Here is a 14,856-nt window from a genome sequence, read left to right on the forward strand (position 1 = left end):
ATCAAAACACTCCAGCGCGGCCGCGATGGCTCGCAGCACTTAATAGCGGTAGGTGAAATACAGTTCCAGCGCACTGAACATCTGGTCGTTGCCGAACACCTGTTTGGCGGCGGCCAGTGGCTTGACCCAGTTGTAGGACAGCGACGTATAGAACGACGGCGTGGGTGTCCAGTCGAGGAAAACCACACTTTCGTCAGCAAAGCGCCGCTCGCTGACCGGTGCGCCCAGGTAGTTTTTCTCGTCCAGCCAGAACTGGTAGTGAATCGCGCCCAGGGTCAGGGTTTCGTTGAGGTGGGTCTTGAGGGAGAACTGCTGGACGTTTTCGTTGCTGTTGAACAGCAGGTAGTTGCCGACCACGTCCCCGACCAGCCAGGTGCTCCAGTCGACGAAACCTTTGCTCAGTGGGTCCCAGGCTTTTTGCCGGTTGTCGGTGAGGTTGTCGTCACCGGAAAAGCTCGCGTAGCGGTAGCCGAGAATCGGCGTCAGCGGCACGGTGCTGAAGGCATAGTCGGCCTGGGCGTACCACGCGTTGGCAGCGTAGTCGACGCCCTCGCCGCTGCCACGCTCCAGCGCGTACTCGGCATTCAGCGTCAGCGCCTGTACGCCGGGTACCTTGGCGTTGAGCGCCCGCAGGTTGTACACCTGCATCCCGTCCCGGCGGCGCGGGAGCGTGCTGCCTCGGGGGCCAAGGGCATTGACCTTCATGGCCATGGCGCCGAGCGTCACCTGGTCATCGAGGTTGTAATCGAGGTTGACGCCGGTCATGCGGAAGTCGCCCAAGTCATCATCGGTGCGCAAGGTGAAGGCCTGGGACTTCAGTGCGCCATGGTCCCAGGCGAGGATCGCCGAATCCTTGAACGCGGTTCGCGGGCCGAGCCAGTAGGCGCCATCCTTGAACTGGTCGAGGTTGCCATCCATGACGATGAACCCCGTACCGATCATATAATTCTGGCGGCCGGCGGTGAGCTTCCACTCGCCGGCGCGAAAACCGCCGTAGAGTTCTTCGGCTGCGGCCTTGCCATCGGAGCTGCGGGTCAAGCCACCCGCGTCGCCGTCGCCGAAGGTGCTCGCCGCCACCAGGGAGCCGCCCGCGAGCAGGCTGAAATCCGGTTGCAACGCATACTCCAGTTTGACCCCCGGTTTTACGTAGACCTCTTGCCAGTTGATCCGGGCGCCGCCGTTTTTACCGTTGCGCGCATCGACCTGGCCGCTGCCGAAGTTGACACCACGGGTAAACAACGTCGCCCCGCCTGCGGTCAGATTGACTTCGCCCTTGAGATCGCCGTCCTCAAAGGTGTAGCCCGCCAACGCAACGTGGGTAGTCAAAGGTAAGCCGACCGCCAACAGCGCTCGAGAGAAACGCTTGGTGAATACCATAAGAAGCTCCTGTGGAATTATTGTTGTTACAGGGCAGTCAATGGCGACGCAGGGCGCCGCCAGCACCTGGGCAAGCCAGGTGAATAGAACGCAAGACTCTTATTTTTTAGGCGTGGGTCAGTGACTCAGGTGGGCGGCGATCGCGCGCAGCATGCGCACGCTGTCCGTATCGAACGGGCTGACCGCATCGGTGAGCGACGATTGCTTGACGATCACTACGCCGGACGGCTTGTCGATGAACAGGTACTGGCCGTGAATGCCCCCGGCCATCAGGGCCTGGCTGTGGTCGTTGAACACGTACCACTGGCTTCGATAGGACGCCCCCGGGGTCCAGCTGGAGAACTCGGCATTTTGCGCGTAGATCGCCGGATCCGCACCGGCGGCGATACGGGCCACGGTCTCGGGCGACAGCAGCTCAGCACCGTCGTGGCGACCGTTGTTGGCCAGCAGGCGACCGAAGCGCGCCATGTCTCTCAAAGTGGCGCTGAACCCCGCCCCGGCTACGTTACGGCCCCACGGATCGGCCATGAAATAGCCGTCGCGCTCGCACCCCAGGCGCCCCCAGACCTCCTCCAGCATCTGACTGCAGGCCTTGCCCGAGGCACGTTCCATGACCCACGCCAAGGCTTCGGTGGTGGCCGTCACATAGTGGAAAAAGCCGCCGTGGCTGCCGCGTTTCTTGAGGGATGGCAAGTACTGGTACAACGATTCGAACTGCGCGTACTGCGCCGGTGCGGGTTGAAAGCCGCAGGCATAGCCGTACTGCGAGCTTTCTGAATTGGGGTCGTCATACACTTCGCTGTAGTCGATGCCCACCGCCATATCGAACAATTGGCGCACCGTCGCATCGCCAAATGCGCTGCCCGCCAGTTCAGGCACGTAGTAAGCGGCCGGCCGCTCGGGGTTGAGCGCGCCGCGCGTCACCAACTGTTCACCCAAGGTACCGATCAACGACTTGGTCACCGAGAACATGATGTGCCGGTCACAGGCGCGCTGACCGTTGAAGTAGCGCTCGTACAACACCCTGTCACCCTGCATCACCAAAAAGGCGTCCGTCTGGCTGGCGACGAGGTGCTCGATCACACGGATGCCCAGCCCACTCTCACTGTCGAAACACAGCTGATCCAGCGCGCGCGGGGCCTCCTGGAGCTGACCGGCAGGCCCTGGCCCCGCCGACACATCAATGCTGGGGCGCAGTCGAGACAGATGACGGAACCCCCATTGATTGAAGGGCGCGCGCATCCAGTTGTTCCACGTTACCCGGTGTTCCGGCGCGGCGGGAAAACCCTGCATCAGCAGCGGCGCCACGCGAGTGGCCAATGAGGATTCATTGGCCAAGACGTAAGAAGTCGCGAGGGAGAATTGAGCTTTATGACTCATCGGGATAACCCTGAAGATAACTCTGCATGAAGCAGATGCAGAGAAATAATTACCCCATACAATATTTTAGTCAATAAAACTTTTTATCATGAAAATAGATTTGCTTGCACGTAGCGCGCGAGTCCACCCTGCCCATTCTCCAGCAACAGACCTGAGGTTCGCTTCGAGCAAAAACAAACGGCGGGCTTTCAATCACGATGGCAACGAATCAGGCGTCCTGCAAAATCAGGTCGGCGCCCTTCTCCGCCACCATCAGCACTGCGGCGTGGGTATTGCCGCTCGTCACATTGGGAAAAATCGACGCATCAACAATGCGCAGACCGTCGAGACCATGGACTTTAAGCCGTTTATCGACCACTGACGTCTGTACATCCGCCCCCATCGCGCACGAGCCGCACAGGTGATAGATCGAACCGCTGTTTTCGCGAAAGTACTGCAGCATCTGTTCATCACTTTCGACCATCGGCCCCGGGAGGACTTCGGCAACCGTGATGCTTTTCAAGGCCGGCGCCTGCATGATTTTGCGCATCAGCCGACTGCCCTGGATTACTTCGTCGATGTCCTTTTGTGTGCTCAAGTAATTGGGATCGATCAGCGCCGCATCTCGGGGGTTATTCGACCGGATCTCGATATGCCCACGACTCGTCGGACGGCAGGGGTTGAAACACAACAGGAAGCCGGAGTACGGCTCTGGCTTGAGGCTGGCCTTGTTGTTTTTCGGGATCTGGTACGACAGCGGATTGAAGTACAGCTGAAGGTTCGGGTTGGCCTGCGCCTCGTTGCCACGGAAGAAACCACCGGCCTGGTTGACGCTCATCGCCAAGGCACCCTTGCGGGTCAGCAGGTATTTGAGGCCGAGCTTGAACTGCCCGAACAGCGAGCTGAGCTGGTCATTAAGCGTCGCAATGTTGGCCTTGTAGTAGTAGCTGACGCACAAGTGATCCTGAAGGTTCTGCCCCACCGCCGGCAGGTGTTTGACCAGCGGGATCTGGTGCCTGGCCAGCAACGCCTGATCGGCGACACCGGACAGTTGCAGAATCTTCGGTGTGTCAACGGCACCGGCGCAGAGGATCACCTCTTTGCGCGCCTGGAAGGTGCGGACCACGCCGTGTTGGGTCACGCAAATACCGCTGGCCCGCTCGTTCTCGAACACTACCCGATCCACCAGTGCGTAATGCTCGACCGTCAGATTCGGGCGGCTGAGTGCGGGATGCAGATGCGCAAAACTACTGGAACTGCGCTGGCCGTCCTTGGTGTTGACATCGTAGATGCCCGAGCCTTCGAAGTTCGGCCCGTTGAAGTCGTCACTCTGCGGGTAACCGAGTTCATCGCAACCCTTGAGGAACACATCGCAGATTGGATGGGTCTCTCCCTTCATCGGAGTGATGCTGATCGGGCCGCTGCCGCCGTGGTATTCGCTTTCGCCCAACGGGTGGTTTTCCAGTTTGCGAAAATACGGCAACACGTCCTTGAAACCCCAGCCATCGTTGCCGTTGGCGGCCCAGTCATCGAAGTCATGGGCCTGACCACGAACGTAGACCATTGCATTGATCGAGCCGGAACCGCCCTGGACCTTGCCGCGCGGGGCATAAATTTCACGGTTGTTGAGCTGCTTTTGCGGCTGGCTGTAGTACATCCAGTTGAAGGTTGGGTTGTAATACATCTTGGCGAAGCCAACCGGGATCTTGAACCACAGCGAACTGTCCTTGCCGCCCGCTTCCAGCAGCAGCACCGTGTATTGGCCGCAGGCCGATAGCCGGTTGGCGAGGATGCAGCCGGCCGCGCCTGCGCCAGCGATGATGTAGTCGTATGTCATGCACGGTTACCGCGTAAGTCGTTATTTAAAAAACACCCATTCCCGCAACTGAACGACGGGAAATCCCGTCAGCCTCTGGCCGGCGATGTGTCTTTGACGTCTGCCGGGGCCGGCGCCATTTGCAGGTGCAAACGCTCACCGGTATAGGGCGAATGCCTGCGCACCACGTCCATGTTCAGCTCCACCCCAAGGCCCGGCTCGGTGGACGGGATGATGTAGCCGTCCTCCCATTGCAGCGGCTTGGTCAGTACCTCGGCGTGGAAACCGCCCCAGGTCATGATGCTTTCCTGGATCAGAAAATTCGGGGTGCAGGTTGCCAACTGGAAACTCGCCGCCGCGCCAATCGGCCCGTTATAAAGGTGCGGTGCGATCTGCGCGTAATAGGCCTCGGCCATGCTCGCGATCTTCTTGGCTTCCAGGAGCCCGCCGCAGCGGGCGACGTTCATTTGCAGAATCGACGCGCCGCCAGCCTGCAACAGCTTGAAAAATTCGTACTTGGTGGTCAGCCGCTCGCCCGTAGCAATCGGAATGGTGGTCTTGGCCGCGACTTGCGCCATCGCCTCCTCCTGGCCCGGTGGCACCGGTTCTTCAAACCACAACGGGTCGTACTTCTCCAGGCGCTTGGCCAGGCGAATCGCCGAGGACGGGACCATTTGCCCGTGGGTGCCGAACAGCAGGTCGCACTTGTCGCCCACCGCTTCGCGGATCTTGCGGCAGAAGGTTTCGCAGCGCTCCAGCACTTGCAGCGAAATCTGGTGCCCGGAGTACGCGGTGTACGGCCCCGCCGGGTCGAACTTCACGGCGGTGAAGCCTTTATTCATGTTCTCGACGGCGCATTCGGCAGCCAGGTCCGGGTCGTCGTAGTCGTACTCACCCTGGCTGTTGACCGGGTACAGGTAGGTGTAGGAACGCAGGCGCTCATTGACCTTGCCGCCAAGCAATTCATAGACCGGCTTGTTCGCCGCTTTGCCGATAATGTCCCAGCAGGCCATTTCCAGGCCGCTGACCACGCCCATCATGGTCAGGTCGGGACGCTGGGTGAAACCGCTCGAATAGGCCTGACGGAAAAAACGCTCGATGTGATGCGGGTCGTGGTTGAGCAAGTAGCGTTCAAACACGTCTTCGATGATCGGCAGCATGGCTTTGGGGCCGAAGGTCGCAGCGTAGATTTCGCCGACACCTTCAATGCCGCAATCGGTCTTGAGCTTGACGAACAGCCAGTACATGCCGCCGATGTGCGGTGGCGGTACGGCAACAATATGGGTTTCAAGGGCGACGATTTTCATCTCAGGCACCTGTTTTATTCGAAGATTGACGATTGATACGCGCGCGCAAGGTCAGGGCCGCGAGGGTCCCGACCAGGCCGACGGAGGCGATGTAGCCGAAATACAGCTTGTAACCAAGGGCGCCGGGGAAGTGCTCGGTGAGGTAGCCGTTGATTAATGGAATGAAGGCGTCCGGCAGGTAACCGACCACCGAGACAATGCCGATGGCCAGACCGGTGATACGCAGCGGAATGTTGCAGGTGTCGAGGATCGCCCAATACAAACCGCGAATCGCATACGTCATCAGGCCGATGAAGATCACCGTACCGACCAGCAGGCCCATGCTGTTGAGCGCCGGGAACACGATCAGGCCGACCATCGCCAACGTCGCGAGGAACAGCGCCACGATCAGCACCGAAATGTTCGAGAACTTGTCACCGAGCCAGCCGCCACCGATACCGCCAATCGGGCGCATCCACAGCTTGATGGTGGTGATGGTGCCGGCCATGACGGCGGTCATGCCGCCGCCCTGCAAATAATCGGAGAAGCTGTAGGTCGCCCAGAAGATGTGGTAACCGCAGAACACGATGGCCGTCACCAACCACAGCTCGGGGATTTTCACCAGTGTGGTCAGGTCGCTGAGCAGGTTGTATTTGCCCTTTTCCACTGGCGCGGTGTCCTCCATCGACTTCGGGTCCTTGATCAGCACCAGCACACAACCGATGGCGATACAGGTGCAGGCGTACAGGTAGACCACGTGCTTGAAACCTTCAGCGGCGGACTCGCCACGGGTTTCAGTGGCGAAGGCGAACAGCCCCAGGGCGACCGTTGCGAGCAACGCCTCGACCAGGCCGCGACCGCCGTCGAGGATGCCGAAGAACCGGCCCTGTTCAGTGTGATGAGCAATCATCTTCACCCGCTTGAGCACAGAGGCCCAGAACGTCAGGCCGGTGGTCAGGCCCCAGCAACCGAAGATGATCATCAAACCGGTCATCGAGGGTGCCGTGGAGTACCAAAGCCCCAAGGCTCCGGTGGCCACCAGCGAAAAGAAAATCAAAAACCGTGGCGCGATCCGGTCGGCCAGCCAACCGCTCGGCAAATAGCTGAGCAGGAAAATCGTCCCGAGCATCGAGTACAGATAACCCAGCTCGCTGTGGTTAATCTGGAACACCTCGAGCATGGTGGTCTGGTAAACCTGGCGCAGGTAGAGGATCGGATAGATCGCCCCGGCGGCCAGCACCAACAGCATTAGCTGGATGTAGCGACTTCCCGTGTCACTGCGGCTTTTTGCACCCGCGCTCGAACCCTGAACAGCGGCAACAGTGGTTGCAGACTTGGACATCTGTGAGACCTCGGGCAGCCCGGTGGTCCGGGCGCCCCAATAATTGTTTTTATAGGTGTGGCGTGAGGCGTAGTGCGGGTGGTTCAGTACTTCATCACCACAAGTCGGGTCTGGGTGAATTCGAGCATGCCGTGCTTGCCGTCATCACCGCCCAGGCCCGAACGTTTCCATCCGGCGTGGAAGCCCTGGTAGGGGTCGGCCGGGGTCCGGTTGATGTACAACTCGCCGGCCTCGATGGTGTTGGCGACTTTCAGGGTGGTGCGATAGTTCTCGGTGTACAGCACCGACGACAGGCCGAACTGGTGATCGTTGGCCATGGCCAGCGCTTCGTCGATGTCGCGGTACTTGAGCACTGGCAGCACCGGGCCGAAGATTTCTTCCTGGATGATTTCCATGTCCTGGCGACAATTGCTCAACAGCGTCGGCGGGTAGAAATGGCCGTTGCCCTCAGGCAAAAAACCGCCTGTTTCCAGTACAGCACCGTCGGCGACGGCGCGCTCGACCATGGCGTGGATGTTTTGCTGCGAGCTTGCGTTGACCAATGGACCCATCAGGCTGGCGTCGGTGGCGCGGTCGCCAAACTTCACGGCGCTGATTTTGGCTTTGAGCAACGCGAGAAATTGTTCGTAGACACTTTCCTGCACATAAACCCGCTCCACCGCCGTGCATACCTGACCGCAGTGAGTGGTCTTGGACGCGACGATAGCGCTGGCGGCGGCTTCAAGGTCAGCGTCGGCCTCAATGATTGCCGGGGTTTTACCGCCCAGTTCCAGGGACGGTTTGGCGATGTTGGTCTTGCAATAATCAAGCACCATGCGTCCGGCGTTGACACTGCCGGTCAGGGTGATCAAGCCGACGGCGTTGTGGGTGCAGACCGTTGCGGCGGTGGCATGGTCCATGGTCAGTATGTTGACCACCCCAGCGGGCAGACCGGATTGCTGCACCGCCTTGGCGATTTCAAACGCCGAGGTCGGGGTGTTGTTACTCGGGCGCACCACCACGGTATTACCGGCAATCAGTGCCGGGGCGATTTTGCGCAGCAACGTGTAGACCGGGTAGTTGAACGGAATCAGGCAGGCGACCACACCAATCGGCTCGCGATGCAGGAAGAGGTTTTCGTTCGGGGTGTCGCTGGGGATGATCTCGCCTTCGATCCGCCGTGCCCACTCGGCGTGGTATCGGGTGACTTGCGCGGCGTAACGGGCTTCGTTGCTGGCGTCGCTGACACTTTTGCCGGACTCGGCGGCCAGTGCAGCACCGATGCTCTCGGCGCAGGCCTCCAGGGCGTCGGCGAATGAACGCAGATGCTCGGCGCGTTCAATGCTGGTGAGTTTGCCCCAGCGCTTCTGGGCGGCGGCGGCAGCCTCGACAGCTGCCGTGGCTTCAGCACGGGTGGCGGCCGAAACCTGACCGACCAACGCTTCAGTCGCCGGGTTGTAGACTGCAATCAGCGCATCGCTGGCAGGCTCAATGAAGTGACCGTTTACAAAGTTTCGCTCAAGTCGCATGTGCATCGCCCATCGTTGTTTTTATCCAGTTCCCGCAGTCTTGGCATCCTGAGGGGGTTGAACAAACGATTTATCGAGCGGCGTAACATTCAAAAAATGCATGTTCCCCGAGAAGGAATCAAATGTCCCCTGAAGGTTGGGTGGGTCAACTGGCGGCGGTGGAGGGTTCGAGCTGCCTTTGCGCCAACCAGATTTCTTCCTGCAACCACTGGGCGAACACCTGCAGTTGCGGCATCAAGGTTTGCTCCGGCCGGGTCACCAACCAGTAGGATTGATGCCCTTCCACATGCACGTTCAGTACCTGGGTCAACTGCCCGCTGGCCAGCTCCGGGGCAACCATGTGCCAGTCGGCAATGGTGATACCCAGGCCGTCGGTGGCCGCACGAATCGCCAGGTCCAGCAGGTCGAATTCATAACCGCCCTGGGTATCCACGCCGCTGATTTTCGCCGCGTCGAGCCAGTGTTTCCAGGTCAGATAACGCTGATCTTCCCTGGCCAACACGTGCAGCAAGGTCAGGCGATTAAGGTCGATTTCGCCCTCGCTCGCTTCCCGCGCATACAACGACGACGCGCACACCGCAATGTGCCGTTCCTGAAGCAGCAGCGAGCTGTCCAGCCCATCCCATTCGCCATCGCCAAAGCGGATCGCGCAGTCCAGGGTGCTGGTTTCCGCCAGGCTGTCCTGCAAGCGCGTGGTAATGCTCAGCTCCAATTCGGGGTGTTTTTCCCGCAGCCGTCCCAGGCGCGGCATCAACCAGCGGCTGGTGAAGGTTGGCGGCGCGTTGATGTGCAGGCGATTAGCGTGGGACTTCTGCTGGATGCTGCGCACTGTCAGCTCGATTTTGTCGAAGGATTGATGCAGTGCCCGCAGCAGAACCCGGCCGGCGCTGGTCAGTTCAAGGTGGTGGTGCCGGCGTTCCAGCAGATTCTCACCGAGCTGTTCTTCGAGCTGGCGCACCTGGCGGCTGACGGCACTTTGAGTGACATTGAGCAGCTCCGCCGCCCGGGTAAAACTGCCGGTACTGCCGGCCACTTCGAAGGCTTTGAGCGCATTGAGTGCGGGCATTTTGCGTTTCATGAACAGGACTCGCGCTGGGGCTGACGAGCCCCAAGCATCCCACGGCTTGCGGGAAATTTCCCGAGTAACATGCATTTTTGTGTTGTGGTGGGCGACTCCCTGCTCCCTCGCCACAGGTAATCGGCACGATTCAATGACGTCGCTTTCAGCCCTGCCGCTGTCGCCGACGTATAAATAGCATGAGTATTTCGCAGCACACTCATGACTATTAAGCACTGGCTGTTTTATTTATAGAGACGCTAGTCTTATTTGAATTAAATGCCCGACCCAGTCAACGCACTTACCTAGGGCAGTCCTCGCACTTACGCCCCATTCCATAGCAATTAATGACCGAGCCAACTCCATGCCAATCAACCCACACTCACCCACAAGAAGTATTGTTTTATTGGCGCTTATCTTTACGGCGTGTAACGCCACCACCCACGGCTTCAGTATTTTCCTCTATTCGGCCTTATTACCCCAGATCCGCCAGGTGTTCGAGCTGAGCTACAGCCAGGCCGCGTTTATCGCGGCGCTGCTGCAACTGTTCTACATGGGCGCGTCGATTGTCAGCGGTATCGCCGCGGCGTGGATCAGCCCACGCAACATGGTAAAACTGACGATGGCCTTGAGCCCGGCACTGCTGGCCTTGGCGGTCGCCACCCCGTGGGTGCTGCCGTATGCGCTGTGCCTGGCGTTGGTCTCGGCCTGCGCCGTGGCGAACTGGAACGCCATCGCCGCACTGGTCGGCGAAGTGATCCCCGCCTCCCACCGCAGCCGCGTGCTGGGCCTGGCGTCGTCAGGTGCGGCGTTTGCGATCTGCCTTAACGGGGTGCTGATCGCCTTGTTGCAGGGCATCTCGCTGCGGCACTTCTGGCTGGTTTGCGCCGGGCTGACACTGATGGTCACCCTACTGACCTTTTGGGTCCTGGCACCGCTGGCGACAGCCCAGCGCATCAAGCAAAGCAGCGCGCCGTCGCTGCGCCGGATACTCAGGCAATGGTTGAAGCTGTGTGTGGAATACCCGGTGGCGCTGCACATACTGCTGCTCAGTGCCTTTATTGGCGGGATCAGCGGCCCGTTCCTGAATTTCCTCTCGGCGTTTGCCAGTGAACGATTGGGCGCCAACGCACAGATCACCGGCTCGTTGTGGACACTGATCGGGATTGGCGGGGTTGTCGGCGGATTGTTGTTGGGTTCGCTGGCGGATCGCTGGGGGGCATTGAGAGTAATGGCGTTGAGTATCGGCGCCTTCGGCCTGGCGATGCTCGCACTACTCTGGCAACCAAGCTTGAATCTGACCTGGCTGGCGGCCGGGCTGTTCGCGCTGTTCTATTTCCCGGTCTGGGGCTTGATGGCCGCCTACCTCAGCGCACGCTTGAGCCCCGTACAAAGCCTGCAAGTGGTGAGCCTGAGCATGGTCGGTTATGGCTTGGGCAGCGCCACCGCCAATTGGCTGTGCGGCTGGCTGCTGCAAGCCACCGGACAGTTTGGCCTGGTGCATGGCTGGATCGTCTGCTGGGTCACTGCCAGCCTGTTATTGCTGGGGCTGATGGCCCGCCGTCAACGCTGTGAACCGGCGCTCGGCCAGCCACTTTGAACGGCCTAACCGGCGCGCCACAATGTCCACCAAAGCCTCCACCGCCAGCGCCTGGCACTGTGCAGAACGCCAGAACATCAACCGCGCAGGCTCAATCGGCGGAAAGCCCTGAGCCTCGTCCAGCACCTGCCAACCCGACGGCACCAGGCGTCGCGCCGTGACACCGACCGACTGGCCCTGTTCGATGGCAATCCCAATCCCACGCGGGCTCTGGCTGGTGTAAACCACATGCCACGCCCGTCCGGCCTCGGCCAGCGCCCGCACGGCGTTGGCTCTAAAGGCGCAGCCCTCGGCATACACCGCCAGCGGCACAGAAGCATCCGCACCGGCGCACCACCCCTCAGCCGCCACCCACACCAACGGTTCGTCGCAGAGGTATTCACCCGCGTGCAGATTGGCGTGTTGCACGCCGAGCACCAGGTCCAGCTCACCGCGCTGCAAACGGCTGACCAGCGCGGTCGACATCTCGCAACAGACGTCCGGCCGCACCTGGGGGAACTGCGCCTGAAAGTCGCGCAACACCCCGGCCAGGCAAAACTGGGCGTAGTCCTCGGGCATGCCGACGTGAATGCACGCCTGCTCATCCGGCAGTTGCACGGCGTTGATCGCATCAGCGTGCAGCTTGAGGATTTGCCGCGCATAGATCAGAAATGTCTCGCCACAGGGTGTCAGGCTCACCGAGCGACTGGTGCGCTGGACCAACGGCGTGCCGACAATCTCTTCCAGGCGCTGCAAATTCTGGCTGATGGTCGACTGGGTTTTGTGCAAACGCTCGGCCGCCGCAGAAAATCCCTGGCACTCGATTATCGCGACAAACACTTTCAGTAAGCTTCCATCCAGTTCGCCTGACATAACTATCGCCCCTGCCGATGGATTCGATCACAACTTGTAATTTCCACTTCGCACCTCTTTAAGCAACTATCGATTCAACGCCAAACACTGTTAATTGATAGTTCCAGGAGACTTGCATGAGCCTTCAACTTGCCGACGCCGAAGTGGGCGATATCAGCGACATTATTAATACCGAGTTGTACCCCATACATGATTCGGGCCATGTCCGGTTGCAGGCGCTGATCGAGCACGCCCGTGCCGAACTCGCCAAGGACGGTTGCTGCCTGCTGAAGAATTTCCTGCGGCCCGAGGCGCTGGAACGGGCCCGTACTGAAGGTCAGGCACTGTCGGGCAAGACCTTTTACTCGGTGCGCAAGGTCAACGCCTATTTCACTGAAGACGACCCTACCCTGCCCCAGGATGACCCGCGCCGCACATTCATGGAGCGCACCAGCGGTTTTGTCACCCGGGACATGATTGCCCCGGACGCGATCATTCATCGCCTGTATGTCTCGCCGATGATGAAACGCTTTATCGGTGCCTGCCTCGACGAACCGGAGATTTTCGAATACGCCGACCCGTTCGCCGGGCTGGTGATCAACGTGATGCCCGAAGGCACCGAGCAGCCCTGGCACTTCGACACCAACGAATTCATCGTCAGCATGATGACCCAGAAGCCAGAGGCTGGCGGTCTGTTCGAGTACGCACCGATGATCCGCTCGCGCACCCAGGAAAACCTTGGCGCCGTCGGCAACGTGGTGCGCGGCGACGACCGCAGCCGCGTACAGGAACTGCAACTCAACCCCGGCGACTTGCAGATCTTCAAGGGGCGCTTTTCGGTGCACCGGGTCACCCGCGTCGAGGGCGCCACTGAACGCAATACCGCGATCTTCGCCTACTCCGAAAAACCCGGAATCATCGGCCGCGCCCAGCGCACCAAGCAGCTTTACGGACGCCTGTCCGAAGCCCATCTGCAAGCCGAACGCAACCTGGTGCGCAGCGACCAGTTGCTCGACTGACTCACCCAAAAACTCCTAGAAAAAACTAACCGTATTTGCCCTGCGAGGAACACCTATGAGTCTGTCCGGCCCTAACCGCAACCCCGCCGACTGCGAACCGACGTACGCCGAGATCCAGCAGATCCAGCTCGACCGTTTGCAACGGGTGCGCAACGAACTGAAAAAACGCGACTACGCCGCGTGCGTGCTGTTCGACCCGACCCACATGCGCTACGCCACCGGTTCGCGCAACATGCAGGTGTACTCGGCGCGCAACCCGGCACGTTATGCCTTCATCCCGGCAGAAGGCCCGGTGGTGGTGTTCGAATTCGGCGGCTGCCTGCACCTGGCCGAACAGCTCAACACTGTCGATGAAGTGCGCCCGGCCAAAGCCATTTCCTATTACTTCTGCGACAGCTTCCTGAATAACGTCACTGCGCAATGGGCCGCCGAAATCGGTGAACTGGTACGCAAGCACGGCGGCGGCAACAAACGCGTCGCCATCGAAAGCGCCACTTCAGCCGCTGCGTTCGAACTGCAAAAACTCGGCTACCAGATCTTCGACGCCCAGGAACCGCTGGAGCGCGCGCGCTGCATCAAAGTGCCGAACGAGCTGAAGATGATCCGCGCCAGCCTGCGTGCCACCGAGGCTGGCGTGCGCTTGATGGAAAGCAAACTGGTGCCGGGCATCAGCGAAAACGAACTGTGGTCGCACTTGCACCAACACGTGATCGCCACCGACGGCGACTACGTCGAAACCCGCCTGCTGTCTTCCGGGCCGCGCACCAATCCATGGTTCCAGGAATGCAGCACCCGGCCCATCGAAGCCGGTGACCTGGTGGCGCTGGACACAGACGTGGTCGGGCGTTTCGGCTACTACGCGGACTTTTCGCGGACCTTCCTGTGCGGCGAGCAAGCCGCCACCGCCAAGCAACAAGAGCTCTACAAACTGGCTTACGAACAAGTGCAGACCAACGTGGAGATGCTCAAGGCCGGCCGCAGCTTCAAGGAATACGCCGAGCTGGCCTGGAGAATCCCGGATAACTACAAGGCCAACCGCTATTTCGCCCTGGCCCACGGCGTTGGCATGACCGGTGAATACCCGTACGTGGTGCACCGCGAAGATATTGATGCACTGGGTTACGACGGGGTGTTCGAAGCCGGCATGACCATCTGCGTGGAAAGCTACATCGGTCACGATGCGGGCGGCGAAGGGGTCAAGCTCGAAGAGCAGATCTACATCCACGAAAACGGCATCGAATTGCTCTCGGACTACCCGTTCGATCCGCGCCTGATGCCGCGCTGAGTTGCCTCGGACGGCGCCGTAACCTCCTTCGACATCGTCCGGTTTTCCCCTTGTTCCCACCCGGAACAAGGGGCGTTTGCGGCCACCGCGCAGTGTTTCGTACCCGCGCGCTCCTCCGTCCGGCCTGTCTAGCTCAAGCGGCAGCCTTCCTTACGGTCAGTAACATGCATTTATCGAACGTTTCAGCGTTGAATTTATCGTTTGTCGATCGTTGCCCAGATGACAAAACTGCGGACATCTCTAATAAAAACAACATAAGAGCAGCCCTATGTCATACCCAGCCTCCGTCCTTCTGATCTCGTTGCGCCTTGCTCTACTGCCGGCTTCACGCCTGTCACGCCTGCGCCTTTGCGCTGCCGGCCACTGACAGTCTCGG

The 14,856-nt window shown here is 60.1% G+C and carries 11 protein-coding genes; 3 read left to right on the forward strand and 8 right to left on the reverse strand.

Going from position 1 to position 14,856, the window contains the following annotated elements; translation table 11 throughout:
- Positions 1-39: 39 nt before the first annotated feature.
- From BFP93_RS12035 to BFP93_RS12065, 7 genes are all read right to left on the reverse strand, one after another.
- A complete protein-coding gene (locus tag BFP93_RS12035) occupies positions 40-1,377 on the reverse strand; it encodes a hypothetical protein (RefSeq protein WP_065893288.1) in 1,338 nt (445 codons plus the stop codon).
- A 117-nt stretch (positions 1,378-1,494) separates the two neighbouring features.
- Positions 1,495-2,757, reverse strand: coding sequence for a serine hydrolase domain-containing protein (locus tag BFP93_RS12040; RefSeq protein ID WP_065893289.1), 1,263 nt, complete (start codon positions 2,755-2,757; stop codon positions 1,495-1,497).
- Between the two features lie 208 nt (positions 2,758-2,965).
- Complete coding sequence (locus tag BFP93_RS12045; protein WP_065893290.1) at positions 2,966-4,573, reverse strand: GMC family oxidoreductase; 1,608 nt, start codon at positions 4,571-4,573, stop codon at positions 2,966-2,968.
- Positions 4,574-4,641: 68 nt separating this feature from the next.
- Positions 4,642-5,859 carry a mandelate racemase/muconate lactonizing enzyme family protein gene (locus tag BFP93_RS12050; protein WP_065893291.1) on the reverse strand — a complete coding sequence of 406 codons (1,218 nt, stop codon included), beginning with the start codon at positions 5,857-5,859 and terminating at the stop codon, positions 4,642-4,644.
- Between the two features lies 1 nt (position 5,860).
- Positions 5,861-7,180: an MFS transporter gene (locus tag BFP93_RS12055; RefSeq protein ID WP_065893292.1), complete on the reverse strand. Its 1,320-nt coding sequence runs from the start codon at positions 7,178-7,180 to the stop codon at positions 5,861-5,863.
- Between the two features lie 83 nt (positions 7,181-7,263).
- Positions 7,264-8,688, reverse strand: coding sequence for an aldehyde dehydrogenase (gene aldA / locus BFP93_RS12060; protein WP_065893337.1), 1,425 nt, complete (start codon positions 8,686-8,688; stop codon positions 7,264-7,266).
- Between the two features lie 145 nt (positions 8,689-8,833).
- Entirely contained in the window at positions 8,834-9,766 is a 933-nt protein-coding gene (locus BFP93_RS12065; RefSeq protein ID WP_065893293.1) for a LysR substrate-binding domain-containing protein, read from the reverse strand.
- 343 nt (positions 9,767-10,109) lie between these two features.
- Between BFP93_RS12065 and BFP93_RS12070 the strand changes: the two genes are divergently transcribed.
- Positions 10,110-11,345 carry an MFS transporter gene (locus BFP93_RS12070; protein ID WP_065893294.1) on the forward strand — a complete coding sequence of 412 codons (1,236 nt, stop codon included), beginning with the start codon at positions 10,110-10,112 and terminating at the stop codon, positions 11,343-11,345.
- Here the strand turns inward: BFP93_RS12070 and BFP93_RS12075 are convergent.
- Complete coding sequence (locus BFP93_RS12075) at positions 11,283-12,164, reverse strand: LysR family transcriptional regulator (protein ID WP_256095205.1); 882 nt, start codon at positions 12,162-12,164, stop codon at positions 11,283-11,285. The genes BFP93_RS12070 and BFP93_RS12075 overlap by 63 nt on opposite strands.
- A 149-nt stretch (positions 12,165-12,313) precedes the next feature.
- On the opposite strand from BFP93_RS12075, the gene BFP93_RS12080 reads away from it, so the two are divergent.
- Entirely contained in the window at positions 12,314-13,195 is an 882-nt protein-coding gene (locus BFP93_RS12080) for a HalD/BesD family halogenase (RefSeq protein ID WP_065893296.1), read from the forward strand.
- A gap of 55 nt (positions 13,196-13,250) precedes the next feature.
- On the forward strand, positions 13,251-14,480 hold the full coding sequence (locus BFP93_RS12085; protein WP_065893297.1) for a M24 family metallopeptidase: 1,230 nt from the start codon (positions 13,251-13,253) through the stop codon (positions 14,478-14,480).
- Positions 14,481-14,856: the final 376 nt, after the last annotated feature.

It is taken from the genome of Pseudomonas sp. 44 R 15 (genome assembly GCF_900004965.1).
GTDB lineage: Bacteria > Pseudomonadota > Gammaproteobacteria > Pseudomonadales > Pseudomonadaceae > Aquipseudomonas > Aquipseudomonas orientalis_A.

Coding starts and splice junctions, on each gene's coding strand:
- BFP93_RS12055 (WP_065893292.1), bottom strand. CDS start 7,180: ATGTCCAAGTCTGCAACCACTGTTGCCGCTGTTCAGGGTTCGAGCGCG.
- BFP93_RS12080 (WP_065893296.1), top strand. CDS start 12,314: ATGAGCCTTCAACTTGCCGACGCCGAAGTGGGCGATATCAGCGACATT.
- BFP93_RS12065 (WP_065893293.1), bottom strand. CDS start 9,766: ATGAAACGCAAAATGCCCGCACTCAATGCGCTCAAAGCCTTCGAAGTG.
- BFP93_RS12070 (WP_065893294.1), top strand. CDS start 10,110: ATGCCAATCAACCCACACTCACCCACAAGAAGTATTGTTTTATTGGCG.
- BFP93_RS12050 (WP_065893291.1), bottom strand. CDS start 5,859: ATGAAAATCGTCGCCCTTGAAACCCATATTGTTGCCGTACCGCCACCG.
- BFP93_RS12045 (WP_065893290.1), bottom strand. CDS start 4,573: ATGACATACGACTACATCATCGCTGGCGCAGGCGCGGCCGGCTGCATC.
- BFP93_RS12035 (WP_065893288.1), bottom strand. CDS start 1,377: ATGGTATTCACCAAGCGTTTCTCTCGAGCGCTGTTGGCGGTCGGCTTA.
- BFP93_RS12040 (WP_065893289.1), bottom strand. CDS start 2,757: ATGAGTCATAAAGCTCAATTCTCCCTCGCGACTTCTTACGTCTTGGCC.
- BFP93_RS12085 (WP_065893297.1), top strand. CDS start 13,251: ATGAGTCTGTCCGGCCCTAACCGCAACCCCGCCGACTGCGAACCGACG.
- aldA (WP_065893337.1), bottom strand. CDS start 8,688: ATGCGACTTGAGCGAAACTTTGTAAACGGTCACTTCATTGAGCCTGCC.